Source organism: Olsenella phocaeensis (assembly GCF_048189965.1).
Classification (GTDB): Bacteria; Actinomycetota; Coriobacteriia; order Coriobacteriales; family Atopobiaceae; genus Olsenella_I; species Olsenella_I phocaeensis.
This window is the reverse complement of the sequence record NZ_DBEZHV010000011.1, coordinates 36,559-62,046: the sequence shown is the minus strand read 5'-3', so window position 1 is coordinate 62,046 and position 25,488 is coordinate 36,559. Positions and strand designations below refer to the sequence as shown.

The 25,488-nt window shown below is 67.8% G+C and carries 21 protein-coding genes and 2 tRNA genes; 12 read left to right on the top strand and 11 right to left on the bottom strand.

Going from position 1 to position 25,488, the window contains the following annotated elements; all coding sequences use genetic code 11:
* Window positions 1-184 precede the first annotated feature (184 nt).
* Window positions 185-1,555, bottom strand: coding sequence for an alpha-amylase family glycosyl hydrolase (locus tag ACMPH2_RS05255; RefSeq protein ID WP_417118793.1), 1,371 nt, complete (start codon window positions 1,553-1,555; stop codon window positions 185-187).
* Between the two features lie 182 nt (window positions 1,556-1,737).
* On the bottom strand, window positions 1,738-2,256 hold the full coding sequence (locus tag ACMPH2_RS05250) for a ferritin (protein ID WP_009278909.1): 519 nt from the start codon (window positions 2,254-2,256) through the stop codon (window positions 1,738-1,740).
* Between the two features lie 158 nt (window positions 2,257-2,414).
* Here ACMPH2_RS05250 and ACMPH2_RS05245 point away from each other — a divergent pair, with 158 nt between their 5' ends.
* Complete coding sequence (locus tag ACMPH2_RS05245; RefSeq protein WP_417118792.1) at window positions 2,415-3,338, top strand: YdcF family protein; 924 nt, start codon at window positions 2,415-2,417, stop codon at window positions 3,336-3,338.
* Window positions 3,339-3,449: 111 nt separating this feature from the next.
* On the opposite strand, the gene ACMPH2_RS05240 is transcribed toward ACMPH2_RS05245, so the two are convergent.
* Entirely contained in the window at window positions 3,450-4,394 is a 945-nt protein-coding gene (locus tag ACMPH2_RS05240) for an Abi family protein (RefSeq protein ID WP_417118791.1), read from the bottom strand.
* A 209-nt stretch (window positions 4,395-4,603) separates the two neighbouring features.
* Here ACMPH2_RS05240 and ACMPH2_RS05235 point away from each other — a divergent pair, with 209 nt between their 5' ends.
* The 4 genes from ACMPH2_RS05235 to ACMPH2_RS05220 all read left to right on the top strand — a co-directional run bounded on the left by ACMPH2_RS05235 (window position 4,604) and on the right by ACMPH2_RS05220 (window position 9,779).
* Window positions 4,604-5,821 (top strand): zinc ribbon domain-containing protein, encoded by a 1,218-nt coding sequence (locus tag ACMPH2_RS05235; protein ID WP_417118790.1) that lies wholly within the window; start codon window positions 4,604-4,606, stop codon window positions 5,819-5,821.
* Between the two features lie 88 nt (window positions 5,822-5,909).
* The gene (locus tag ACMPH2_RS05230; protein ID WP_062530844.1) at window positions 5,910-6,395 is read left to right on the top strand and encodes a deoxycytidylate deaminase; all 486 of its coding nucleotides are present in this window, start codon (window positions 5,910-5,912) and stop codon (window positions 6,393-6,395) included.
* Between the two features lie 740 nt (window positions 6,396-7,135).
* Window positions 7,136-9,121, top strand: a complete 1,986-nt coding sequence (htpG, locus tag ACMPH2_RS05225) for a molecular chaperone HtpG (protein ID WP_417118789.1) — start codon at window positions 7,136-7,138, stop codon at window positions 9,119-9,121.
* 424 nt (window positions 9,122-9,545) lie between these two features.
* On the top strand, window positions 9,546-9,779 hold the full coding sequence (locus tag ACMPH2_RS05220; protein ID WP_009278915.1) for a hypothetical protein: 234 nt from the start codon (window positions 9,546-9,548) through the stop codon (window positions 9,777-9,779).
* Window positions 9,780-9,920: 141 nt separating this feature from the next.
* On the opposite strand, the gene ACMPH2_RS05215 is transcribed toward ACMPH2_RS05220, so the two are convergent.
* A complete protein-coding gene (locus ACMPH2_RS05215) occupies window positions 9,921-10,889 on the bottom strand; it encodes a 3'-5' exonuclease (RefSeq protein WP_417118788.1) in 969 nt (322 codons plus the stop codon).
* Between the two features lie 110 nt (window positions 10,890-10,999).
* On the opposite strand from ACMPH2_RS05215, the gene ACMPH2_RS05210 reads away from it, so the two are divergent.
* The 5 genes from ACMPH2_RS05210 to ACMPH2_RS05190 all read left to right on the top strand — a co-directional run bounded on the left by ACMPH2_RS05210 (window position 11,000) and on the right by ACMPH2_RS05190 (window position 16,295).
* Window positions 11,000-12,319 carry a M18 family aminopeptidase gene (locus ACMPH2_RS05210; protein ID WP_417118787.1) on the top strand — a complete coding sequence of 440 codons (1,320 nt, stop codon included), beginning with the start codon at window positions 11,000-11,002 and terminating at the stop codon, window positions 12,317-12,319.
* Between the two features lie 153 nt (window positions 12,320-12,472).
* Window positions 12,473-13,849, top strand: coding sequence for an oxidoreductase (locus ACMPH2_RS05205; RefSeq protein WP_417118786.1), 1,377 nt, complete (start codon window positions 12,473-12,475; stop codon window positions 13,847-13,849).
* Complete coding sequence (locus ACMPH2_RS05200) at window positions 13,785-14,435, top strand: FAD-dependent oxidoreductase (protein ID WP_417118785.1); 651 nt, start codon at window positions 13,785-13,787, stop codon at window positions 14,433-14,435. The genes ACMPH2_RS05205 and ACMPH2_RS05200 overlap by 65 nt, the downstream gene beginning before the upstream one ends.
* Window positions 14,436-14,620: 185 nt before the next feature.
* Complete coding sequence (locus ACMPH2_RS05195) at window positions 14,621-15,628, top strand: CPBP family intramembrane glutamic endopeptidase (RefSeq protein WP_417118784.1); 1,008 nt, start codon at window positions 14,621-14,623, stop codon at window positions 15,626-15,628.
* Window positions 15,629-15,752: 124 nt separating this feature from the next.
* Window positions 15,753-16,295, top strand: a complete 543-nt coding sequence (locus tag ACMPH2_RS05190) for a glutathione peroxidase (RefSeq protein WP_417118783.1) — start codon at window positions 15,753-15,755, stop codon at window positions 16,293-16,295.
* A gap of 175 nt (window positions 16,296-16,470) precedes the next feature.
* On the opposite strand, the gene ACMPH2_RS05185 is transcribed toward ACMPH2_RS05190, so the two are convergent.
* The 4 genes from ACMPH2_RS05185 to ACMPH2_RS05170 form a co-directional block, all read right to left on the bottom strand.
* On the bottom strand, window positions 16,471-17,301 hold the full coding sequence (locus tag ACMPH2_RS05185; protein WP_314638727.1) for an amino acid ABC transporter ATP-binding protein: 831 nt from the start codon (window positions 17,299-17,301) through the stop codon (window positions 16,471-16,473).
* The gene (locus ACMPH2_RS05180) at window positions 17,294-17,932 is read right to left on the bottom strand and encodes an amino acid ABC transporter permease (RefSeq protein WP_009278922.1); all 639 of its coding nucleotides are present in this window, start codon (window positions 17,930-17,932) and stop codon (window positions 17,294-17,296) included. The genes ACMPH2_RS05185 and ACMPH2_RS05180 overlap by 8 nt, the downstream gene beginning before the upstream one ends.
* A gap of 68 nt (window positions 17,933-18,000) precedes the next feature.
* Window positions 18,001-18,888 carry a transporter substrate-binding domain-containing protein gene (locus tag ACMPH2_RS05175; protein WP_129583173.1) on the bottom strand — a complete coding sequence of 296 codons (888 nt, stop codon included), beginning with the start codon at window positions 18,886-18,888 and terminating at the stop codon, window positions 18,001-18,003.
* Window positions 18,889-19,005: 117 nt separating this feature from the next.
* Window positions 19,006-19,863 carry a hypothetical protein gene (locus tag ACMPH2_RS05170; RefSeq protein WP_417118782.1) on the bottom strand — a complete coding sequence of 286 codons (858 nt, stop codon included), beginning with the start codon at window positions 19,861-19,863 and terminating at the stop codon, window positions 19,006-19,008.
* A gap of 103 nt (window positions 19,864-19,966) precedes the next feature.
* Between ACMPH2_RS05170 and ACMPH2_RS05165 the strand changes: the two genes are divergently transcribed.
* Together ACMPH2_RS05165 and ACMPH2_RS05160 are read left to right on the top strand one after the other, a co-directional pair.
* Window positions 19,967-20,042, top strand: a tRNA-His gene (locus ACMPH2_RS05165).
* Between the two features lie 15 nt (window positions 20,043-20,057).
* Window positions 20,058-20,133: transfer RNA gene (locus ACMPH2_RS05160), tRNA-Lys, on the top strand.
* A 468-nt stretch (window positions 20,134-20,601) separates the two neighbouring features.
* Here the strand turns inward: ACMPH2_RS05160 and ACMPH2_RS05155 are convergent.
* The 3 genes from ACMPH2_RS05155 to ACMPH2_RS05145 all read right to left on the bottom strand — a co-directional run bounded on the left by ACMPH2_RS05155 (window position 20,602) and on the right by ACMPH2_RS05145 (window position 25,063).
* Window positions 20,602-23,502 (bottom strand): InlB B-repeat-containing protein, encoded by a 2,901-nt coding sequence (locus ACMPH2_RS05155; protein ID WP_417118781.1) that lies wholly within the window; start codon window positions 23,500-23,502, stop codon window positions 20,602-20,604.
* A gap of 43 nt (window positions 23,503-23,545) precedes the next feature.
* Complete coding sequence (locus ACMPH2_RS05150; protein ID WP_417118780.1) at window positions 23,546-24,403, bottom strand: hypothetical protein; 858 nt, start codon at window positions 24,401-24,403, stop codon at window positions 23,546-23,548.
* A 69-nt stretch (window positions 24,404-24,472) separates the two neighbouring features.
* Complete coding sequence (locus ACMPH2_RS05145; RefSeq protein WP_314638721.1) at window positions 24,473-25,063, bottom strand: hypothetical protein; 591 nt, start codon at window positions 25,061-25,063, stop codon at window positions 24,473-24,475.
* Between the last annotated feature and the right edge of the window lie 425 nt (window positions 25,064-25,488).

Sequence of the window (25,488 nt, the reverse complement as noted above, 5' to 3'; positions counted from 1 at the left end):
GAACGGCGTGCGCAATGGCGTGATGGGCGAGAACCGCGTGTGCGTAACAGCGTGACAGGCGAGGTGCGCGTGCGCAATGGCGTGGTGGGCGAGGTGCGCGTGCGCAATGGCGTGACGGGCGAGAGGGTCGTGCGCAACAGCGTGCCCAGGCGAGAGGAGCCGCGCCCGTGCCAGCCTAGCCAGCCTAGCGCTCGCAGAGCCAGTAGCGCACGCTCAGCGGCGGGACCTCCGAGCCTCCGCCGAAGTCGTGGTCCTCTCCCGTGATGACGTCCACGGCGCGACCGCAGCGCGCGTCGAAGTGGAAGGTGTGGGGCTCGTCCGCCGCGTTGACGGCCACGATGAGCCGCTCGTGCTCGCTCTGGCGCTGGAAGAGGAGCTGGCGCGGCTGGCAGTCGAGCTGGGCGTAGTCTCCCCAGGCGAGCGCCTCGGCGCCGGGGTGCCCGGGCCTTCTGCAGGCGGCGAGCGACGCGATCCAGCTCGTGAGGTCGTTCCACTCCGGGGCGTCCAGGGCGGGGCGCAGCTCGTAGTCGCCGAAGTGCTGCTCGCCCTCGATGCCCCACTCGCTGCCGTAGTACACGCAGGGGACTCCGGGCATGGCGAAGAGCAGCCCGTAGAGGGCGGGGAGCTGCCTGGGGTCGTCCAGGCGCGTGGCGATGCGCGGCACGTCGTGGTTGTCCACGAAGTTGAGCAGGTGCCTGCCAGTGTAGAGGTCCCAAGGATGGCTGCCGCTCTGGCGCTCGAGCGCATAGGCGACCTCGTGCATGTTCGCCGCGTTGAGCGAGGACCAGAGGCCCTTGTACGCCTCGTAGTTGGTGACCGAGTGGCAGAGCTCGTCGCCCATCCACTGCCTGTAGTCGCCAAACATGGTCTCGCCCACGAGGACGAACTCGGCGTCCCTCTCGCCCAGCCGCCCCCTGCGTGCCTCTGTGAGCTCGTTGGCGATCCGCCGCAGGTAGGCGAGGTAGCCGCGGTCAAGGCAGTAGGCCACGTCCAGGCGCAGCCCGTCCACGTCGAACTCGCGCTCCCACTGGCGGATGACGTCGGCGAGGTAGTCGTTGAGCGCGAAGTCGGAGTGGTTGAGCTTGACGAGGTAGGGGACGCCCTGCCAGCACTCGTAGCTCAGGCCGTCGTCCCACTCGTCGTTTCCGCCCCAGTCGATGTTGAACCAGCCTGCATAGGGGCTTGCCTCCCGGTTCTGGAGCACGTCGCGGAAGGCCCAGAAGTCGCGGCCCACGTGGTTGAGCACGGCGTCCAGGAGCACCTTGATCCCCGCCTCGTGGCAGGCGTCGACGAGCGCGCGGAGGTCGTCATTGGTGCCGAGCCTGCGATCCAGCGTGAGGTAGTCAATGGTGTCATAGCCGTGGCTCGAGCTCTGGAAGACGGGGTTGAGCATGAGGCAGCTCGCGCCCAGCCTGGACATGTGGCCCACCCAGCCGTCGTCAATCAGGCGGCGCAGGCGCCTCTCGGGCTCGGACGCGCCGTCGTTCTGGTGCGGCGCCCCGCAGAGGCCCAGGGGGTACACCTGGTAGACGACCGACTCCTCGTACCAAGACATGGCAGGCTCCCCTCTGCTCCGGCCCCGGCCGGGCGGCTTGCGCGGGTGGTGGACGCCGCCGCGACGCGGCGCCTGGCATCCGTCCGCCCGCGGCGCGTTGGATGTTCTGGCCCTACATGATAAGGGCGAGACGCCAGCCCGAAGCCAGCGTCCCGCCCAGCGGTCCCCTGTGTGGCCTGTGGCTACATCGCCATCGTGGTGGTCTGCACGTAGGCGCGGGTGGCGTACTCGCGGTCGAGGTTGAAGAGGCCGCGGGGGTCGTTGCCGAAGAGCTCGTAGTCCTTGATCATGTCGGAGGCGTTGGTCTCCTCCTCGCCCTGCTCCTTGATGAACCAGTCGAGCAGGTTCATGGTGCGGTAGTCGTGGAGCTTGTGGGCGGCGGCGAAGCAGTCGTTGATCGATGCGGTGATGAACTGTTCGTGGCCGAGGCCGGCCTTGAGTACGGTGAGGTCGTCGGTGAGGGCCACGTCGGGCTTGGCGATGGCCTCCATGGTGGGGACGAAGTCGTTGTCGAGCAGGTAGCGGCGGAGGATCCTGGCGTGGTCGAGCTCCTCCTGGGACTGGATGACGTACCAGTTGGCATAGCCCTTGAGGCCGCGGTCCTCGAAGAAGTCGGCGAAGGTCATGTAGAGGTAGGCGGAGTAGAGCTCCTTGTTGATCTGCTCGTTGAGGCTGCTGGTGACGCTGGAATCGAGTGCCATGTGGTTCTTCCTTTCGAAGGGACCTGCGTGTCGGTGCGGGCGACCGAGTCGGGGTCTCGCCCGCGCTGGCGTCTTGCGTACGTATGGCTTATACCCAAAGGGTGGGTGGCTTTGGTCGCTTGGCCGATTGACACGAAAACTCTTCCCGAGGAGGGGCCATGGGAGCGCGCGGCGACACCCCTGCGAGCACGCTGGTGGGAAGCGAGAGGCGCCTTGCGCCCCTGAGCTGGGGCGCCTGTCTTGGGGCGTTGGCCCTCTCGGCCGCACTGCTGTGGAGGGCGGCGTGCGTGCCCGCAGACGCGCCTGGCCTCGCCTCCGAGTCTGCGTCCGCCGGTCTGGCGTCGCGCGCGGGGCTCTTCGCCTGCGTGCTCGCGACGTTGCTTCCCCAGCTGTGGAACCTCGTGGCGCTCGCCGCCGACCGGGGCAGGGCGAGCTTCGGCATGATTCCCTGGGCGCTCGCGTCGCTTGCCCCCGCCGGCCTGGCGTGCCTCCTCGCCGGCGCACGCGGCGGATGGTGCCTCGTCGCCCTCGCGTCGCTCGCGCTGGGCGGGGCAGTCGGGCTCTTCCTGCTGGCGGGCCTCGCGGCGCTGCGTGCGGCGTACCGCTCCCGACCAGACGTCACCGGCATCCGTGCCGCCATAGTGCTGGGCGCCGGCGTGCGCGACGGTCGTCCCGGACGGACGCTCGAGTTCCGCCTCGCCCGCGCGCTCGGGCTCTGGCGCGCGCATCCCGAGCTGCTGCTGGTCTGCACGGGAGGCGCGGGGGAGGGTGGCCGGAGCGAGGCCTCGGTGATGGCGGATTGGCTGGGCGAGAGGGGCGTGCCCGCGTCGTCGCTGCTCGTGGAGGACGAGGCGGCCAACACCCGCCAGAACCTCGAGTTCTCGCTCGCGCTGCTGCGTCGGAGGGGCTGCGGCTTGGGAGAGCGCGTCTGCGTCGTGTCGAGCGACTGCCACCTGTTCCGCGCCCTGCGCGAGGCGCGAAGGCTGGGGGTCGACTGCGTGGGCGTCCCCGCCGCCACGCCCCTCGCGAGCCTGCCCCAGCAGTGGGCCCGCGAGCTTCTCACCTTGGCGCTTGGGCGCTGAGGCCCCGCCATCGCGCTCCTGGCGGCCCGTCGTCCGCTGCGATTGACGCCGCCGCCCGCGCCGCCCGACGCCGCTCGTGCCGTTCGCGTCGCCCGACGCCGCCCGCGCCGCTCAGGCTCGTCCCAGCGCGACTCCGACCAGGGCCCGCTCGAGCCTCGGATGCTCGTGCAGGTAGCGCTTCGCCAGCGCCTCGACCTCCGATCTGAGCTTCGCCTCCTCGGCGGGCGTGAGGTAGCGGCCCATCACGCCCAGGAGCTCGCGATAGCTTCTGTGGCCCGTCTCCTCGCTCGCGTAGTCATAGAGCCGCTCTCCGTGCGCGCAGGTGTTGCGCACGGCCACGAGCTCCTCGAGGTCGTGGAAGACCCCCTTGCGGGTGAGCGGGCTCGTGCCCCCGCGCTCGCAGGCCTCCCAGAGCCTGCCGGTGGCCTCCTCCTGCTCCTCTCGCCTCATGAGGGCGTAGAAGTACTTGAGGTTGCCAAAGGTGAGCTCGTTGAAGAGCACCCAGAGGGGCACGCCGTCGTGGTTCTGCCGATAGTGGGCGACGCGCGCGTCCGGCCTGGCGTCACGTCGCTCCGGGCTGGCGGTCGCGCCCGCCCCTCCCTGTGCCTCCACGCCGCGGGCGTGGTGCTCGAGCGTGTTGATCATCCACTCGAGGTCTCCCTCGAAGCTCGCCTCCCCGCGCAGGTAGTCGCGCTGGCGGCTGTAGCTCTGGGGTCTGAGGTAGGCCTCGGTCTGCCGGTGGCGGTTGCAGAAGACGTACGAGAGCACCGATCGCATGAGGCCCTCGATGGACATCAGGCGGAAGAAGGTCGCCGCGCGGAGTTCGCGGTCGAAGCAGAAGAGGGCGTGGACGTCGTCCAGGCTGGTGCCGGGCAGGAAGCGGTCGTCGTCCGCCCTGCCGCTGGCCACGGGATCGAGGAAGGGCAGCCTGTAGCCGTTGACGACGGCGTAGTAGCCCTCGCGCAGGAGGAGGAGCTGGGCATGGGATCCGCAGCCCATGCCGCGTCTCCGTAGGAGCTCGACCTGCTCGTCCAGCGTTTTGAAGGGTTTGTCCATGCTCGTCCGCCCTTTTCCTGACCTTGCCCTCGGGGCCGCCCGTCCTTGCGGGCGTCACTCGTGCCGCGGCCCCGCTCTGTTGGCATTATGCCGCGACGACCAGCGTGAATGCCAGGTTCGGGCCTTTTGCGGGGCTGCGGCTTTAAAAGCCCCTGAGGCCCTCGTATAGTGGTGGGTGTCTGATGAGTCCGGACTCACCGGGAGCTGCCATGCGTGCCACGTATTGCCCCAACTGCGCCTCTCCGCTCGACGATGGGGACGAGCGTTGCCCCTCCTGTGGCATCGTGCTCGCGGAGTGGCTGAGGCCGGAGCTGCTTGACGAGCCGGACGACCAGGCCCTTCAGGGCACGGCGTCGTTGAGGAGGCTCGAGGTGGACGAGCTCGCGGCGGATGCAGGGGCGCCTGCGGACGAAGGCGGGGCCGTGGATGGCATTGCGGAGGCGGTCGGCGAGCCGACGGCAGACGAGCTTCCGGAGGAGGGCGATGTCCCGGCCGAGGATGACGCTCCTGCTGCGGGCGACGTCCCGGCTGAGGGCGAGGTACCAGACGAGGACGACGCCCCAGCTGAGGGCGAGGTGCCAGAGGAAGACGAGGTGCCAGAGGAAGACGAGGCGCCAGAGGAAGACGAGGCCGTTCTCCCCCTTGACGAGGTGCTCACCAAGGAGGCGCCACTCTCCGTCCGTTACGCGCGGCGCGAGGAGGACGAGCCGGACGGCTGGAGCAGCAACCACAACCTGCCCCTGGGAATCCTTGTCGGCATGGTCGTGGTGCTCCTCCTGGTGCTCCTGGCGATGAGCCGTTGCGGCAACCGCTTCGTCGACCCCTATGCGCACAGGGTGGGCCAGCAGGCCTCCGGGCAGGCGGCGTCCCCGTCTGGCGACTCCGAGGCTGGCTCTCCGACGCGGGAGGGAGGCTCTGACGCCGACGGCTCGCAGGCGGCGGCCCCCGACGGCTCGCAGGCGGCTGCCTCGGGCAACCCCGTCGCGGATGGCGAGGACGAGCGAAGGCTTCGCCAGACCCTGGTCGAGCGCCAGTTCGAGCTCAGGAGCCTCGCCCAGAAGGTCGATGCCAGCGAGCGGGCCTTCGACGACGGCTACGCGAATCGCTGGGTCGAGCGCAACGCGCACGCGGCGGACGCCAACGCCCTCCTTGAGCAGGTCAAGTCTGCCTATCAGGATCTATCGTCCCAGCAGGTGGAGGCGGACTCCAGCCTGCGGGGCCAGTACCTTCTCCTCCTGCGCTGCCATGCCGACCTCGTGGACCGCATGCAGATTGTGAGCGAGCTCTGGGAGCGCGACCTCTGGTACGACTACCCGCAGTACGAGCAGAAGACCATCCTCGAGCCCCGCACGAGCAAGACGGATGCGGACGGGAGGCTCGCGCCCAAGGCGGACTACGACGAGGCTCTGTCGCAGATCAGCCTCTAGCCGGCGCAGGGCGACCAGACTACTATCATCCTTGTTGACCAAACTGCGCGGGTGACGGGTGCCTGCGCGATGGGGGAGAGGTGCGGGCATGCCGGGCAAGCGATCTGACGTCATCTCGTGGGACGAGTTCTTCATGCGTGTCGCCTTCGCGGCGAGCCTCAGGAGCAAGGACCCCAAGACCCAGGTCGGGGCCTGCATAGCCGACGTCAACAACCGCATCCTCTCGGTGGGCTACAACGGCACGCCCATGGGCATCGGCGATGACGAGTTCCCCTGGGGCTCCCCCGAGGACGACCCGCTGCACGACAAGCACAGCTACGTGGTGCACGCCGAGGCCAACGCAATCCTCAACTATCGCGGATCGCTCAAGGACATGCAGGGCGCGACGATATACGTGACCCTCTTCCCCTGCCAGGAGTGCGCCAAGATGCTGGTGCAGGCGGGCATCGGCAAGGTGGTCTACCTGGACGACAAGTACCACGACACCCTGGGCGCGCAGATTTCTCGCACCGCTCTGGACAGCTGCGGCGTGAGCTACCGCCAGGTGCTCCTGCCGGAGGACGCCCTGCGCTAAGGCCATCGCGTCCGGCTCGCCGGCCGTCTCCGTACCCTGTGCTGACGCCATCGCGTCCGGTCCGCCGGCCGTCTCCGTACCCTGTGCTGACGCTGAGCCCATCTGCGTCCGCCATGCCACGTCCGCGACTCTCCGCTCCGCCTCCGGTGCGTTCGCCACGCCACGTTCCGTGCTGCTTCTCGTTTCGTTCTCTATGCATTTCTCTGAAGTCAGGTCGACAAAAGGCCAGTTGAGAGACTTGCGATTTCAGAGATTGGCATAGAGAACGCCCCGACGGTTCAGGAGATGGCATAGAGAACGAGGTTGGGGGAGTTGCCGCGTCGTGCGCATGATGTGGCGTGCGCATGATGTGGCGTGCATACGATGCGGCATGTACACCGCATGCGTGCGGCATGCATGTGGCATGTACGTGGCGCGCACGCGACGCAGGCGTGGACTGTGGCGTGCACGAATCGGACGCATGGTTGAAATCTAAGCGTCGATGCATGAGATTTTCTGACTTCTACGGTTTATGAGCCACGCGTGGGGGTAGATTCTCTCCTGTATGAAAAAAGCGATGCGCCACGTCGCCCGCCGCCAACGGCCTGACCCACCGGCTCGGTCCACAGGCCCGCCGTCGGCCCGGTTTGCCACCGGTCCACAGGCTCGCCGCCATGCCCTGCCGCATGGGGCGGCCCCACGGCCGTTGCCGCAGCGGCGTCGCCATCGTCCGCCCACGACACGAAGGGAAGCCGCCCCCAATGAAGCAGTTCAAGACCGAGAGCAAGAAGCTCCTGGACCTCATGATCAATTCGATCTACACCAACCGCGAGATTTTCCTGCGCGAGCTCATCTCGAACGCCTCCGACGCCATCGACAAGCTCAGCTTCAAGAGCCTGACCGACCCCAGCGTGAAGCTGGACGCGGACTCCCTGGCGATTCGCCTCTCCTTCGACAAGGATGCGCGCACCATCACCGTGAGCGACAACGGCATCGGCATGACCCAGGAGGAGCTCGACCGCAACCTGGGCACCATCGCGCACTCCGGCTCCGAGCAGTTCAAGGAGGAGAACGCCGCCCACCAGGGAGACGAGATCGACATCATCGGCCAGTTTGGCGTGGGCTTCTACAGCGCCTTCATGGTGGCCGACCGCGTGCGCGTGGTGAGCCGCGCCTTCGGCTCCGACCAGGCCTACGCCTGGGAGTCCGACGGCGTCAAGGGCTACAGCATCGAGCCTGCGGCGGAGGGGGAGCGCTCGGGCGAGGACGACCACGGCACCGACGTCACGCTGTACCTGCGCGAGGCGGACTCCGACGACCCCGAGGCCGGGGAGTCCCCGGACCGCTTCCTGAGCGAGTGGGGCCTGCGCGACCTGGTGAGCCGCTACTCCAACTACGTGCGGCATCCGGTCCAGATGATGGTGAGCAAGAGTCGCGAGCTGCCGCGTCCGGAGGACGCCGGCGACGACTACAAGCCCCAGTACGAGGAGTACCAGGAGCTCGAGACGATCAACTCCATCACGCCCATCTGGAAGAAGCGCTCGAGCGAGGTCGAGCAGAAGGACTACGACGAGTTCTACCGCTCCGCCTTCCATGACTGGGTGGACCCCGCGCGCACCATCAGCTTCCACGCGGAGGGCTCGCTGAGCTACGACGCCCTGCTCTTCATCCCGGGACAGGCGCCCTTCGACCTCTACAGCAAGGACTACGAGAAGGGCCTGGCGCTCTACTCCTCCAACGTGCTCATCCAGGAGAAGTGCGCCGACCTCCTGCCCGACCACTACAACTTCGTGCGCGGCGTGGTGGACAGCCCCGATGTCACGCTGAACATCAGCCGCGAGACGCTGCAGCAGAACTCCCAGCTGCGCGCCATCGCCCGTCGCGTGGAGAAGAAGGTCACCTCGGAGCTCAAGGGCATGCTGCGTGACGACCGAGAGGCGTACGAGAAGTTCTTCGACAACTTTGGTCGCGGCCTCAAGTTTGGGATCTACAACTCCTACGGCTCGAAGGTCTCGGAGCTGGCCGACCTCCTGCTCTTCTGGTCGGCCCGCGAGGGGAAGATGCTGACCTTCGCCGAGTACGCCGAGGGCATGGCCGAGGGGCAGGACAAGGTCTACTACGCGGCGGGGGACTCCCGAGAGCGGCTCCAGAAGTCGCCCGTGGTGAAGAGTGCCGTGGACCACGGCTTTGACGTGCTGCTCTGCACCCAGGACGTGGACGAGTTCATGTTCCAGGCCATGCGCAGCTGGCACCAGGACGCGGTCGCGGGGGACTCCGAGCACAAGGGCACGGATGCGCGCGACCTCGAGCTGGTCAACGTGTCCACCGCCGACCTCGACCTCGCGACGGAGGACGAGAAGAAGGCCGCCGAGGAGGCGACCAGCGAGCACAAGGGCCTCTTCGACGAGCTCAAGGACGCCCTGGGCGAGAAGGTCACGGGCGTTCGCGCCGCAGCGGGCCTGGGCGAGGCGCCGGCGACCATCGCCGCGGAGGGTCCCGTCTCGCTCGAGATGGAGCGCGTCATCGCGCGGGGTCCCGAGGGCGAGATGGCTCCCAAGGCCCAGCGCGTGCTGCAGCTCAACGCCGCGCACCCCGTGTTCGGGAAGCTCGTGGCCGCCGAGGAGGCAGGCGACAAGGACCGCCTCAAGCTCTACGGCGACATCCTCTACGACCAGGCCCTGCTGGTGGAGGGGCTTCCCATCGACGACCCCGTGCAGTTCGCGAAGAACGTCACCGAGCTGATGTAGGTCCCTTGATGTAGGTCCCTCTCGCCTCAGGGCATGTCCTCGCCCTGATTGGGCCCGGTAGCCACCTCGCGTGGCGCCGGGCCCTCTTCGTGGGGAGGCGCCCGTCGGCGCAGGGGTCAGCGCCGTTCGCAGAATCTTGCCAGAATGCGAGCGTGGCCGACGTTTGGCCTGTTGAGGGAGCGATTCTCTCGCACGAACAGCGAATCATGCGAGAACGGCAGGGCATGCCACGAGGGGTCGCGCGGGCAGGCGCAGGGGCATCGTGGTGGGCCAAAACACGCAACTTGACCTGTAATCTGGGTACATTTAACGACACTTATGAATAGCTTATTACGCGTCGAACCCATGACCTGCGCTTTTGTTCTATCCTATAAACGCAAGGCGTACGCGCGCCAGAAATGGTTGCATCGACGATTGGATTCACATGCGCAAGGTCAAGACGTTCGGCGGCAAGAGGCACACCTACGACACCGAGAAGGCCGAGCAGCTCGGTACCCGCAGCTTTGGCGAGTTCGGCGACCCCGCCGGCTATGAGGAGACCCTCTACAAGACCAAGCAGGGCCTCTACTTCGTGGTCGGCAAGGGCGGCGACCAGTCTCCCTACGCCAAGGGCGAGGACATCAAGCCCGTCTCTGCCGACGAGGCCAAGGCCTGGTAAACGGCCTGGGGATTCTGTCCTAGCACTACGCATTCTCGACCCCGTCACCTGCTGTGACCCTGCAGGCGGCGGGGTCTTGCCTTGTTTCGCGCAGGTGGACGTCGCCGGCGAACGCCTGACTACTCGCCAGTGACCGCCCGGCTACTCGGCGAACATGTTCCTCTCGGCGAACTCCGCCTGGACGGTGCGGAACATGAGGTCGACGTCCTCGAGCCCTAGGTGCTTCTCCTTCTCCGACGCCTTGAGCGTGCCGCGCCGCCGGGCCCAGCTCTCCAGCGCCGCCGGACGGGAGTCGTGAGGGAGCATCTTGTACTCGGGGTCGACCCTGCGGCAGATGTCACGCGTGTCTATGGGCACAATACGTCCCGCCTTGCGCGCCTCCGCATAGCCATCCAGCTGCAGCATGAACCAGGAGTCCTCGAATGCGGCGTTGTGCGCCATGTAGGGAAAGGCCTCCATGGCGGCGAGCAGCGCCTCCTGCATCTTGCGGTCCTGGCGGAAGGGCTTCCTGCCCTCGAGCTGCGCCCAGCCGATGTGGTGCACGAAGCTCAGGGGCACGCCCTTCTCGCGATACAGGTCGGGCAGGCCGCAGTAGCCCATGAAGGGCCTCTGGGGCTTCGCCTTGGGTGTGAGCTCCATGAACTCGAGGCCCACGTTGATGATGTAGCCACGGCTTGGGTCGCGGTCGGTGGTCTCGATGTCGATGCCCAGGATCGTGCCCGAGACGGGCGCCTCCACGTAGGCGGTGGCGAGGTCCCGCGCGTCCGGGCCGGCGCTGCGCGCGACCTCGTCGAAGCTGCGGTGCTGGAGCGCCGCAACGGAACAAATCAGGTCCTCGTCGCTGAGCTTGCGCGAAAGCGAGGTGGGCGGAAGGTCGCGTAGGAGCTCGGTGCCATAGCTGTCGCAGGTCGTGCGGTTGCGGTCTGCCAGGTTCCTCACGAGGTCGAAGGAGAAGGGCTCCGTCCCCGGCGCGCTCGTCCTCCATGCGTCCATGAGGAGCTGGATGGCCTCCTCGTTCTTCTGGCGCTCGGCGTTGAGCGCCTCGGCGTCGGTGAGGAAGCCGGGGAAGACGAAGGCGTTTGCGTGCTCTAGGGCCTGGCTGAGGTTCATGTGCCACCACTTCGCTTGCGATTGGGACTGACCCCCCAGTGTACACTGTGGCGGGCGCACCAATGTGGCGGGCGCACCAAGGTCGCCACCATCGAACAGGAGGAGGACGCATGACAGACGCTGAGGCATCCGGCGAGCTCGTCGACTTCGTCGCGAGCAGCCCGAGCATGTTCCACAGTGCTCGCACCATCGCGAGGTACCTGGACGAGGCGGGGTTCGCCTTCCTGCCCGAGGGTTCGCGCTGGGAGCTCGAGCCGGGAGGGAGCTATTACACGACGCGAAACAACTCCAGCGTCGTGGCGTTTCGCGTGGGGGAGGAGCTCGACGGCTACCACTTTCAGCTGGCCGCGTCGCACTCCGACTCTCCCAGCTTCAAGGTGAAGAGCGTGCCCGAGCTCGAGGGTCCCGGCCCCTACCTCCGCCTCAACGTCGAAGGCTACGGTGGGATGATCGACTACAGCTGGCTCGACCGCCCCCTCTCGCTCGCCGGCCGCGTCATGGTGCAGGAGGGAGACTCCGTGCGCAGCGAGCTCTTCGCGCCGGACCGCGACCTGCTGCTCATCCCCAGCGTCCCCGTGCACATGAACCGCGACGTGAATGACGGCTACGCCTTCAACCACCAGGTCGACCTCTGCCCGCTGGCCTCCGCGGGCGAGCTTGGGGCGGGGTGGCTCGACCAGCTGGTCGCGGACGAGCTTGGCGTTGACGTCGGACAGGTCCTCGCGCGCGACCTCTTCCTCACGAACCGCGTGGAGGGGCGCGTGTGGGGTGCGACGGGGGAGTTCGTCTCGGCCGGGCACCTCGACGACCTCCAGTGCGCCTTCGCCTCGCTCAAGGGCTTCCTCGCCAGCGCCAACCCCCACGACGTGAGCGTCTACGCCTGCCTTGACAACGAGGAGGTGGGCTCCAACACCAAGCAGGGCGCGCTCTCCACCCTCCTGCGCGACGTGCTCGTGCGGGTGAACGCCGGCCTGGGCAGGGACGGGGAGGAGCTCGCGCGTGCGCTGGCGCGCTCCTTCATGGTGAGCTGCGACAACGCGCACGCCGTGCACCCCAACCACCCGGAGAAGTGCGACGAGGCAAACCGCAGCTGGCTCAACGGGGGCATCGTGGTGAAGGAGGCGGCGAACCAGAGCTACACCACGGATGCCTTCTCGCGCGCGGCCTTCCTCGCCATCTGTCGCCGTGCCGGCGTGCCAGTGCAGTGCTTCGCCAACCGCAGCGACAGCAGGGGTGGGTCAACCCTGGGCAACCTCTCCAACATGCAGGTCAGCATGCATGCCGTGGACGTGGGGCTGCCCCAGCTGGCCATGCACTCGGCCTACGAGACCGCGGGCGTCCGCGACACCGTCCACGCTATCCGCGCGCTCGAGGCCTTCTACTCCTGCGACCTCAGGATCGATGGGGCGGACGGCTTCACCCTGTCCTAGGCACGATGGGGGCGAGAGGGACGCCATGCCCCTCTCGCCCCGTCCCTTTGCGGACGGCTGGCGGTGCTTCGCCGCGAGTCGGAATAACATGGTCCCATGCGAGTCCCGGACGGGGACACAGGGGGTGCCCCTCCGGCGATCGAGGGGGGAGCCATGTACGAGAAGCTGTTCGAGCCCGTCACGATCAATGGGATGCAGGTCAAGAACCGGCTCGTGTTCGAGCCCATGGGCAACTACTACGCCGAGCTGGACGGCAACGCCAGCGAGCGCGACGCTGCGTTCTACGCCGAGCGCGGCAGGGGCGGCTGCGGCCTGGTCATAACCGAGATCTGCTCCGTCAACGCGAGGCACGGCAGGGGAGACGCGCGCAACCTCCTGCTCGACTCCGACGACAAGATCCCCAGCTTCAGGAGGATGGTGGACGCCGTCCACGAGACCGGCGCCAAGTTCGCGCTCGAGATCTACCACCCGGGTTGTCAGGGCGTGCCCGCGCTCTGCGAGGACGGCATGCTGGTGAGCCCCTCGGGACAGGAGTCGAAGCTCCTGCGCGCGCCGACCCGCGCCCTCTCGGCCGAGGAGGTGGAGGGCGTCGTCGAGGATTTCGTGAGCGCGGGCGTCCGCAGCTGGGAGTCCGGCTTCGACGCCGTCGAGCTGCACTGCGCCCACGGTTACCTGCTCTGCCAGTTCCTCTCGCCCTACACCAACCACCGTGACGACGAGTTTGGCGGCACGCCCGAGAGGAACGCCGAGGTCGTGCGTCGCATCATCAGGGGCATCCGCGAGCGCACGGCACCCGACTTCCCCATCCTGGTGCGCCTGACGGCCGACGAGTACCTGCGTGAGGTGGGCATCGACGACGGCATCACGCTGCCTCTCGCCATCGAGTACTGCCGGATGTTCGAGTCCTGGGGCGCCGATGCGATCGACGTCTCGGCCGGCAACTACGAGACCATGAACTGGGCCTGGGAGCCCGTGGGCTTCGACGAGGGCTGGAAGTCCGCCAACGGCAAGGCCATCGCGCGCGAGCTGGGCATCCCCGTGATCGCCTGCTCCGTCGTGCGCCATCCCGAGACGGCCATGGACCTGGTGGAGGGCGGCGTCTCCATGGTGGGCTCTGCCCGCCAGTTCTTCGCCGACCCGGACTGGGGCAACAAGGTGCGTGACGGCCACGCCGACCGGATCCGCCCCTGCATCAGCTGCATGCGCTGCATCGAGAGCCTGATGGCCGCCCACGAGGACCCCTACACGCCCATGGTCTGCTCGGTGAACCCCGAGGCCGGACGCGAGTGCGAGCTCGCCGCCATCGAGCGCGACGGGGAGGGACGGCGCGCCGTGGTGGTTGGCGCCGGCCCGGCCGGGCTCGAGGCCGCCCGGGTGCTCGCCCTGCGCGGGTTCGAGACGACGCTGGTGGAGCGGGGGGGCGCCTGGGCGGCCAGCTGGTCCTCGCGGAGCGCCCGCCTAAGAAGTGGCGCCTGGGCTGGCTCGTCGACTACTACCGCAACGTCCTGGGCGACCTGGGCGTCGGGCTGAGGCTCGGCTGCGAGGCGGCGCCCGAACTCATGGACGAGCTCTCTCTCCCTCTGCCGTGGTGTGGGCGGCCGGGTCGGTGCCCGTGCTGCCCGCGAGCATCCCGGGCCTCGACCTTCCCTGCGTGCTCACGGCGCCGGACGCCATCATGGCCGATCCGGCCCTGCGCGACCAGCGCGTGTGCGTGGTGGGCTCGGGCATGACGGGCATCGAGTGCGCCGAGATGCTCGCCGAGCAGGGCAACGAGGTGGGGCTGTACGAGATGGTCGACCAGATCGGTCCCGGTATCTTCTTCCAGAACATGATCGACATCATGGGGAGGCTGGGCAAGACCGACACCAAGTTCTTCCCCGGCCATAGGCTCGTCTCGGTCGAGGACGGCCGGGCACGCTTTCAGAAGGCCGATGGGAGCGAGGCCGTGGCCGAGTTCGACCGCCTGGTCCTCTCGCTTGGGATAGAGGGCGTGCCCGCACCGGAGTGGCTCAAGGGCCGGGGCTTCGAGTTGAGGGTGGCGGGTGACGCCCTGGGCATCGGGCGCATACAGGAGGCGGTGCGCACGGGCTACGACGCAGCCCGCTCCATCGCATAGCGTCCAGGGGAGAGTCGCGCCACGATCCCGGGCGGCTGGCCTGGGCCTGTGGTGGGCGATCTTGGGGTCCGTCCGAGCCTCGCGCTCGCGGCGGGCCCCTTGCATGTGGCGCCGTCATGCCTGATTGTTGGTCTCACACGTTGCGGATCGGAGGCGCGATGGGTCAGGCTGGGAGGGTACGGAAGGTGGCGAGCGGGCGGAGGGCGGCCCTCGCGCTCTTCCTGTTCGTGATGGCCTTCTTCGTCGAGGCGGCGCTTGGGGAGTCGCTCTCCGACGCGCTGGGCATCGACTACGACCTTGCCTACGTCGCGGCGGGCTCCATTGCCGCGACGGGCTTCGTCGCGCTCCTCGGGGGCTGGGAGATGCTCAGGCCCGACGTGGCGAGCATCAGGCGCATGCTGAGGCTGGGCTGGTGGCTCCTCCTGGTCGGCGCGGCGATGGGCGTCCTGGACCTCCACGACTTCGTCTCCTCGGGGATGGCGCCCGAGCCCGGGTGGGTGGGGCGCCTCGCGGGCGTGGCCCTGCTCTGCCTCCTCATCGGCATAGAGGAGGAGGCGATGTTCCGCGGCCTGCTGCTGCACGGCCTCCTCGCGCGAAGCGGACGCACGCGCACGGGCGTCGTCCTCGCCTGCGTCGTCTCCTCGCTGCTCTTCGGCCTGGCTCACGTGTCCGAACTCGACGCGTCGGACCCCGTCCAGCTGCTCCAGGCGGCCCTCAAGGTCACGCAGACGGGGACCTATGGCTTCGTGCTCGCGGCCGCCACGCTCTCGGGCCGTCCTGACGAGTCGGACAGCCTCTTCGGCCCCGCGCTCTTCCATGGGCTTGACGACTTTCTGGCCATGTTCGTCTCCATCGGCCTGATGGGGGAGTCGAGTGAGGTCAGCTACGTGGCAACGGGGGCGGACGCCTGGCCCACGGTGACCCTCTATGCCGTCCTGACCATCCTCTACCTGCCGTCCGTCGTGAGGGCGGCGCTCTGGCTGCGTGCGTTGGACGTCCCCCAGCTTGGCGGGGTCGCCCGCGCGGAGGGCGGGCAGACGCCGCCGCCGGTGCCGGACGGGGTGTGCCGGACGCAGCCCACGACATTGCCCGCGGCGTCACCTGTCGAGGGTGTGCCCGTCTTGCCCCAGGACAGTGACACGAACGGGGCGGGAGGGGACGCTCTGGAGGGCCGGCCGTCCAGACCGTGGTAGGACGCCTCGCCGACGTGCGATTGTGACGTCTGTGAGCAACCTCGCGCTCCATGCCTTGCTTTTCCTATATTAATAGCGCACAATTTAATTGTGCTCAATTTAACTACGTCAGGAGGGATCCATCATGGGCTTCTACGACTACAGCGTCACCGACCTGCAGGGCAACGAGGTCAAGATGTCCGACTTCAAGGGAAAGGTCGTGATGGTGGTCAACACCGCCACCGGCTGCGGCTTCACGCCCCACTACGAGCCGATCGAGAAGATGTACGAGGACTATCGCGACCAGGGCTTCGAGGTGCTTGACATCCCCTGCAACCAGTTCAAGGGCCAGACCCCCGGCACCGACGAGGAGATTCACGAGTTCTGCACCCTCAACTACGGCACGCAGTTCCCCCAGATGCACAAGTCCGACGTTAACGGCGAGAACGAGCTGCCCCTCTACACCTGGCTCAAGGGCCAGAGGGGCTTCGAGGGCTTTGGGCACGGCCCCAAGGCGCTGACCATGTCCGCCCTGCTCAAGACCATTGACCCCGACTACAAGAACAACTCCGACATCAAGTGGAACTTCACCAAGTTCATCATCGACCGCGCGGGTAACGTCGTCGCCCGCTTCGAGCCCACGGCAGACATGAGGGTCGTCGAGGAGTGCGTCAAGTCCCAGCTCTAGGGCTTGTTGGCGCGTTACGACGCCCCGCCTCGCGTGGTGCGCACACAAGGAGAGAGAGGCCCCCGGCTTCGTGGCTGGGGGCCTCTCTCCTGGTTGGACATGCCTTGCGCTGTCATGAGGCTAGGGTGCCGGCGGGGCACCAAAGACGCGGGCGGCGTCTGGGAGTTGCCCTGTCCTAGTCCACGGAGCTGGAGAGGAAGTGCCTCGTGCGCTCGTCGCGGGGGTTGCTCATGACCTGCTCGGGAGTGCCCTCCTCCACGATCTGCCCGTCGATGAGGAAGGCCACGCGGTCAGAGACCTCGCGGGCGAAGCCCATCTCGTGCGTCACGATGCCCACGGCCATGCCATCTCCCGCAAGCTCGCGGATGAGCGCGTGCATGTCCTCGGTGAGCCGGGGGTCGAGCGCGGAGGTCGCCTCGTCGAAGTAGATGATCTGGGGGTTCATGCAGAGGGCGCGGGCGATGGCGACGCGCTGCTGCTGGCCGCCCGAGAGCTGGCAGGGGACCTTGTCCGCCTGCTCCGCGATGTCGAGCCTGCCCAGGAGCCTGCGGGCCTGCGCCTCCACCTCGTCGCGCGGCCTGCCCTGCACCACGACGGGCGCGTCGACGACGTTCTGGAGCACCGTGCGGTGGGGGAAGAGGTTGAAGTTCTGGAAGACGATGCCGAAGCGCATGCGTGCCTGGCGCATTGCCTGGCGGTCGTAGGAGCTGCCGGAGCCGCCCTCATCCCCGTCCTTCGCCACGAGCACGTTGCCGTAGGCGAGCTCGCCCTGGTCGAAGGTGTCCAGCAGCGTGAGGCACCTGAGGAGCGTGGACTTGCCCGCGCCGGAGGGCCCGATGATCGAGACCACCTCGCCCTTGTTGATGAGCAGGCTGATGCCCCTCAGGACCTCCCTGTCGCCAAAGGACTTCCTTCCTCCGCGCAGGTAGACCGCTGGCAGTCCCATGAAGGTGGCGAAGCTCTGGTCCGGGGTGGGGATTTCCTTGGGGTTGCTCGGGCTAATCATGATAGTAGGCCAGCTTCTTCTCGACGCGGCGGAGCACGAACTCGATGACCAGGCAGGTCAGCCAGTAGACGAGGGCGGCGATGGCGAAGGGCAGCATGGTGCGCTGCGATGCCACCAGGGCGCGGCCGGTGGTGAACATCTCCGCCACGCCGATGGAGAAGGCGAGGGAGGTGTCCTTCACCAGGGTCACCACCTCGTTGCCCATGGCGGGGAGGATGCGCTTCACGACCTGGGGCAGGATGATGCGCGCGAATGCCTGCGAGCGGGAGTAGCCCAGGACCTCGGCGGCCTCATACTGCCCGCGGGGCATGCTCTGTATGCCCGAGCGGTAGATCTCCGCGAAGTAGGCGGCGTAGTTGACCACGAAGGCGAGCATGACCGCCACGAACATGTAGCCAGGGCCGGTCTGCCGGCCAAAGACGTAGTAGGGGGCAAAGAAGACCGCGAACATCTGCAGCATGAGCGGGGTGCCGCGCATGACGGAGATGAAGAGCTGGCAGAGGAGAGAGAGGGGCTTGAAGCGCGAGAGCCTGCCCAGGGCAACGGGGATGCCCAGGGGTATGGCCCCGACGAGCGTCAGGGCGAAGATCTGCAGCGAGGTCACATAGCCCTGCAGCAGCATTCCTGTCATGGTCGAGACGTCCAACTGCTTCCCATCTCTCTCTTGGTCGGTCCTACGCGGTCGGTGGCTCGTCCCGCCTAGGCCTTGGGGAGGACCCACAGGTCGTACGATACCCCCTGGTCGGCATACTTCTCGCAGAGCTCCTTGACCTTGCCCTCGGCGTCAAGCGCCTGGAGGTCCCTCTGGACCTGGTCCGCAAGTGCCTGGCCGGCGTCGGTCTTTGCGAATCCCACGCCGAAGTGCTCGGAGTTGAGCGCCTCGTCCAGGATCTTGAAGCTGCCCTGCCTGCCCGCGATGTTGAAGCTCGCGACGGGGTAGTCCACCGCGATGGCGTCCACGGCGCCGCTCTCGAGCATCATGAAGGCGGTGTTGTAGTCGCCGATGGTCTGGAGCTGGGCGAAGCTCGCCGCGAGCTCCGCCTGCGCGCCGTCGGCGTTCAGCAGGTCGTAGGCTGCGGAGTCGGACTGGGTGACCACGTTCTTACCGGCGAGGTCGGCGAGGGCGGCGATCTGGGAGTCGGCGCGCGTCACCACGACCTGGCGGTTCTCCATGTAGGGGTCGGTGAAGGCATAGTCGCCCTCGCGACCCTCGATCGTGAAGCCGTTCCAGATGCAGCTGATCTGTCCGCTGTTGAGGAGACCGTCCTTGGCGTCCCAGGCGATGGGGCTGGGCTTGAAGGTCCAGCCCTCCCTCTGGCAGACGGCCTGGGCGAGGTCGAGGTCGAAGCCCGTGTAGGCGCCGTCGTCGCCAACGTATCCGTAGGGCGGGAACTCCTGGTCGAAGCCCACGACGAGGGTGCCGTCGAAGCCTTCGACGCCGCTTCCGGACGCCGGGGCCGCCGCAGGGGAGCCGGCGGAGTCCGCGTTGGAGCATGCTGCGAGCGAGGCCGCCGCCGGCGCTGCCAGAGCCGCCGTCGCCATCTTGAGGAACTGCCTGCGACCCATCGTCACGTCGTGTGCCTTCATGTTCTCCTCCGCCCCGCCTGCCCTATGGTCAGGCATCAAATTGGCTAAGCACTTTAGTAGGGTGGAGTAAGTCTAGGACGCGAGGCGGACGCGTTCAAGCTCGGAAACCAGCTGTACTCATTCTCCCTCCGCTCCACAGACGGGCGAGGGGCGCACTCGGCCTGGCTCGCAATAGACGACCAGGGTTCGCCAGGGTTGCCCAGACCAGAGGGAGCTGCAGGTGACGAGCGTCACGGCCCGCGTCGGCGCCTGGCAGAGGACTGCGGCGTCAGGGCTCTTGGCGGAGGAGGAGCGGCAGATCCCGCACAGGAAGTCGGGGAGTGACGAGTCGTCGCCGAAGTCGAAGCGTTGGACGTCCGGCCAGTCGCTGGGCACGCGCAGGGCGCAGAGGGCCCTGAGCCTTGACTCGCCCCGCCCGTCGGCCCAGATGAGGTCACGGCCCGCCAGCTCCTCGAAGTTTCGTGGGACGTGGGCGTCATGAAGGCAAGAGAACATGAGCGTCGTCCCGGCGAAGTGGTGGCCGTAGACGACGAGATGCTCCGACGTCGGCCCACAGCGCGCATCGACGAAGGGGCAGCCCAGCCGGGCGGGGTGCCCCCAGGGGTCATGGTCGAGGTAGAAGAGCGGGTCCCTCACGTCTGCCTGGGCAACGGGATAGTCGATAGGCGTCCCCTCGATGCGGAGCCATGCGCGCACGCCGTTCGGGAGCTGGCCCTGCGAGCGGCCCTGCGAGCCGCTTTCCGGGTTGCCTTGGTTGGCGGGCGGGCGCAGTCCCTGGGCCAGGACCTGGTAGCGTGCCTGTTCGATCAGGCCGAGGGCCGCTGGGATAAGAAAGGCAAGGAGCAGGGAGCCGCCCACGAGGAGGAGGGACGTGGCGGCGAGCCGGCGTGGCGTGCCACGATGCCCGCGACGCCGGGCCGGGATTCGCACGCAGGCCCTTCCGCCTGCGGCTTTGGGCGGTCTGACCCTTGCCATGTGAAGCCCCCGACACATTCGAGAGAAGTTTTTCAAATTAACCCTTGCATCCTGCAGCGAGTTTGGGCATGATAATCAAGCGCGTTACGAGGTGGGGCAAATGGTGGGTGTAGCTCAGTTGGCAGAGCGACGGACCGTGGCTCCGTAGGTCGAGGGTTCGAGCCCCTCTACCCACCCCATTCACAAACGCATGCGGGTCGTTAGCTCAGTTGGTAGAGCAGGGGACTCTTAATCCCAAGGTCGAGGGTTCGACCCCCTCACGACCCACCACGAGAAGTCGCGGGCCATCAGCTCCAGCAGCTGGTGGCCCGCTTTCTTGTCTCTAGGGCAGCTTCCTCCCAAAGTCATCCGTACGGATGCGTGGGGGGATGCGTGGGGGACGCCTGCCTGACTTGCTCATTGCACGCTGCCGTCCTCCCTTGAGGAGGGCGTGTCCCCCGGCCGCGAGAAGCGCGCCTCCCACCAACAGGCCGAGGGCCTCGACGCCCACTCCGGTCTGGGGCATCGACCTGGACCCACCTCCGCCGGAAGACGAGTCCTGCCCTTGCGGTGCCTGGCCTTGCTTGGGCTCTTGCAGGGTCACATAGAGCCCGGTCCTCCCCCTCGAGAAGATTCCCTCCTGCGCCCAGGCGGCTCGCGCCACGAGCCCCAGGGGCGCCAGGGCGAGCGCGGTCGCCAAGACGATCCTTGCCAGCCGGAATGTGCCCGCCGTCCTGGTGCGGCCACGGTCATCATCTCTCATCTCGAACTCACCCCCCTGGTTCTGAGGTCACCAGGGGCGATGGTCCAGTTGATGCCGCCTACCTGCCTCTCCCTCACGAGGAGGGTGGCGTCGCTCACGTGCCCCCGAAGCCCGTTGAGCGCGAGGCTCCGCTCCCTCTCGACGTTCCACTCCAAGGGGTTCTTCGGCGCCGAGGGACGCGCGTAGTCTCCGAGCCTGACGGCGCTTCCCCCCTCGGGGGTCATCTCGAGCTCCACCTCACCGTCACGTGGGTCAGAGGAGACGATCCTCACGCCGCCTCCCGAGTGGACGGAGATCTGGCTCACGTGCACTCCCATGTCGCTCTGGTTCGCGATCGCGACGACGCCGTCTGCGGGCCCATGGACGCTTCCGTCCTGCTTGGCCTCGTAATGGATTGCGACGGGGATCCTGACCTTGACGCGCTTGGGCTTCCACTGGGCGTAGAGCGTGACCTTCTCGCCTTCCTTGGACGATAGGTTGCGCACGCTTTGGCCGAGCTCGTACGACTTGCCCCTCCCATCGGGAGCGGCGTTCCAGCCGACGAGGTCGAACACCTCGCGCTCGAAGCCGCCGTCGGGGATGCGGACGTCCTCGTCGAATGTCGCCGCGAGGTCCCTCACCGACCCGTCGGTATCCTCGGCGTTGGGGTCGAAATGGATGGAGTAGCGAATCGCCTTCCACTGCGCCCGTACCGTCGCGTCTCCCTCGCCAAAGCGATAGCTCTCCCCGTCGACCCTGCCATCGCCTTCGAGCTTCCACCCCTGGAACTGGTAGCCTTGCCTCTGCGGTTGCTCGAGCGTGGTGCTGCTGCCGTATTCCTGCGTCAGGGTGGTGGGAGAGCCGCTCTTGCGCCAGGTCCCGCCCATGGGGTCCACGGTCAGGCGCTGGGACGACTTCTGCCAGACGGCATGGAGGCGCACCGTGCCCCCGTCCTTCTCGGACAGGTTCTTGACCTGCTGCCCCTCACCGTAGTCTGGCTTGGATGCCTTTGGGTCGCGGGCCCACCCCTTGAACACGTGGCCCGCGCGCTTGAACCCGCTCCTTGGCAGCGTGCTGGGCTCGTCGTAGCTTGCCTGCACGTTGGGCGTCCCACCCGAGGTGGCGCCGTTTCCCTCGAATGCGATGGTGTAGCGGTTCTTCCTGTAGCGGGCAGTCACGGTCACGTCAGCGGTGACGGGCTTGTAGTCGCCGTCCCACCTGAGGAAGGTCCTGCCACGCACCGTGGGCGGCTCGGGCGTGCTCGCGTTGGAGTGGTAGATGACCTTCTTCTTCTGGATGACCTTGCCGTCCTCGCCATTCACGAAGGTCACGGTATTTTCTTGGACGTCCAGGTAGATTACTATGCCGTCTGCGTATATGCCCTTATGCGAGACGTCTCCCTCGCTCACGGTCTTGCTCTGCTCCGCGCTCTCCAGCGGATGCATGCGGTACTTTACGCTGTAGTGCTTCAGCGCCTCCCCCTCGAGCCTTACGGCGAAGCCTATCGCGGAGCGCCCGCCCACGTTGTCCTGACCCGCCGTCTGGCCGTTCTTCGCCCAGGCGGAGTGGGACCCGTCCGAGTAGAGCAGCCTGTAGCTCACGGAACCGGCGGAGTCCGTGCCTCCGACCCATCTGACCTGCAGGCCGCTGAGGACTCCGTGGTCGATCCTCCCTCCCAGGACCCTTCCCGCGTCTGCCGGGACGTCGGTGTGGGAGTTGTCCGTCTTCGCGGTTGACCAGCCCGTCCAGCCGCCCTTGCGGTCGTTGGGGTTGCAGAAGTAGCCCCTGAAGCTGAGCTTGGGGTACACGTACTTGCTGTCTGTGGGCGCATACGCCGAGCTGACCCTCGCCATGCCCGCGACGAGTTCCTGGTAGCTGACGCCGATGGGTGCCAGCCCGTCATCCGAGGGCATCCCAGTCGCCTCGTCTTGGGCGGGGGCGGGGCCCTCCCGGCCGGCTGTGCCCTCAGTGGCCTCTTCCGGCTTTCCCATCCTCGGCTCGCCTTCCTGGCATACCTCCTTGTCACTGTCCAGCCCGTGATCGTTCCCTGCCGTCGTTCCCTCGCCAGCAGGCGCGACGGGCCTGTCGGACGGGCCTGCGCCGTGCCCGACCGACTCCCCGGTCCCGCCGTCGGATTCGTCCGGCACCGCTGGGGCGGGCCCCTCGCCTTCGGAGGCGGAGGGATTCGATGTCGTGTCGGTGTCGGGGGGTGTCTCTGGCTCCGCGCCGTCCCTCGCGGGCGATGGGGGCTCGGCCGCCGCTGCGGATGTCTCCCCGTCGCACGTGTCCGCCCCGTCCGCGGGAGGGTCCACGTCCTTCTTTCCGTCCCCTTCCCTCTCCGAGGCCTCGTCGCACCCGTCGGCGCCGCGCCCAAGACCGTCGCGCTCTGGCTCTCTGCCATCTGGCTGTCCCTGCCCTGGCGCCTCCCTTTCCTCGGTGTCGTCGAGCTCCGCCAGTGCCTCCTCGGGCCATTGGGCAAAGAGCGTCACCACGCCGTCCCTGGCATGGGGGAGCAGGTCCTCCAACTCTCCCTCGTCCACCTCGCCGTTGCCGTTCGCATCGTCCCAGAGGCTGGTCCCACGTAGCGGCGTCCCTCGTCTGACGAGCCTCCCCGTGCCCTCCTTGTCCAGGGCCCAGCCCAGCGGCTCATGGGGGCCAAGGCTGATGCCCGACGGGTCGAGCAGGGAGGCCCTCCCCGCGGCAAGGGGCTGGTCGGGGCTGCTTCCCCGTGCGAGCTCGGAGTTCTTGTCAAAGCTGAGCGTCAGTTCGTCCGTCGACTGTCGTCCCAGCGCCCCCGCCGCTGCCGGGATGCTCGCGAGGCCCATCGACGCCGAGATGACGCACGATATGGCGAGCCTCGCCGGACGTCTGCATGACCCGTAGGCCCAATGGGCCTTCGTGCACGGTGGTCTTCTCATCTGCCTCTCCTCTCCCTCCATTGGCCCTCCCGCGTCACGCGCCTCACGCCTGCGCCTCGGATGGCTCGGCGTTGGTTCCCGGCCTCACGGTCCAGTGGATCTCTCCGACCTGGGTGTCCTTCGCGGGGTCGATTCCCCCGAAGCCCGAGATGCGGCCGGTCAGGCCGTTGAGGTAGAGCTTGTTGGCGTCGTCTGCGATGCGCTCCTCGCCCGAGGGCTTGGTTGACCTCGCGATGTTCCACTTGCCCGCCCGAAGGTCGCGCTCCCCTTTGTAGTCGCCCAGGTCGATGGAGTCGCCGTTCGAGTTGGTGAGGCTGAGCCAGATCGAGTCGGCCTTGCCCTCGCGCTCCGCCTGCTCCTCCTGCTCCTTCGTGACGATGGCCGCGCCGTTGCCGTCGCTCACGGACGCGCTCGCGACGTGGACGGGCATCGTGGAGTTGTTGGAGAACTTGATGACGTTGTCCTTGGGGCCGCTCAGCGTCCCCGCGGAGTCGGCCACGTAATGGATGGCGACCGGGATGGTCACGCGAATCTGGTCCAACAGCCCGTCGGGGTCGTCCGGGTCCTTGCCCTCGGGAGTCGTCAGGGCGCTGGCGTCTGCCACGACGTAGAGCCTCGTCTCTCCCCTGGAGCTAGGCAGCGGCGAGCCCGCCGTCTCCTTGCCAGGCGCGGTTTCGGAGTCGGCGGGGGGCTGGGCCGTCCTCTCGCCCCCGTCCCCCTTGCCGTTCCTCTGGTCCGCACCCTCCGCCAGAGGCGCGGCGGCCGCGTCCGTCACGCTCGCAGGCGCGGCGTCCGCCCGCGCCTCCTCGGCCAGTGCCGCCAGGGGAGAGGAGAGCGCCAGCGCCACTCCCAGCCCGGCCATGACGGCCATCCGCGCGCAGCTCCTGCAAGTGTTGCCCATGTCCCGCATATTCCCGCCTTCCTCCGTGGTCCCTGTTGCCGCATCCGGGCGGACGCCCGCCCTGGTCGCCTATTCCTGGGGACGGCAGATGATGTCCACCTCCGCCGCGCACGACGCCCCGAAGCTGTTGTGTCCGAGCAGCCTGCCCTCGTTCGAGAGGAGCGACACGCCTCGCTCGTAGCCCTGGAACTCGACCACGGCATGATGTGTGCCCGCCTCGAGGGGGTGGCTCAGGTCGACGGTCTGCAGCTGCTCGCCAGGCGAGAGGGCGCCGGACTCGAAGAGCAGGTCGTCGGGCCTCTCCCTCTCGAAGATCCGTATGCGCTGGTCGCAGTGGTTGGTCGAGGGGTTCTCGAGGCGTGCCTCCACCGAGGTCTGTCCCTCCTCGAGCTCCATCGCCGCGGCACAGCTTATGTCCATGGAATAGGCGTCCGCCTCCGCCTGCCGGTCGAGGTCCCGCGCCCCGTCGCCCTCCCTTGCCAGGGCGTCGTAGGAGCCCAGGTTGACCCGTGGGTCCTTCCAGCCGGCCTCGAGCAACCGTGGGGCCTGGAGCGCCGCCGCCGCGAACGCCAGGCCGAGGACGACGAGCGCCAGTACCCTCGTCCCTCGTGGGTTCCGGGCCGACATGCCCCTGCGTCCCCGTGCCTTCCGCCTCTTCACCTAGTCCCTCCTCGTCCGTCGCCGAGGGAAGTGCTTCCCTGGCATGGCGGCCGCCCCGAGGGGCGCGTGAGACAATCGTCCGACGGGAGGGCGTCGGTGGGCCCGGGCTTTTAGATCGAGCTGGCAGCAAGCTGGCGCATAGCTCGCGCCAGTCTGCGGCGCCGCAGGTGGGAGGACGTGCATGGACGCACGCAGGCGGCCATGCCCCTCCATCCGCCGCCGTTGGCGGGCAAAGGGCGCCCGCAGGGGGCGGTGAGGCGAGCGGTGACGGAACTTTTATGCAGGGGGATGCCATGACGATGCGCCGCGTCGCCGCTTCGCGCACGCTCGCGCCGTGGGGACCGGCACCCTCGCTCGGCATGGCGGTCGTCGAGCCGGTCGAGCGGTTCCACGACCTCCGGTGGGGACCGGCTCGCCCGCGCGGC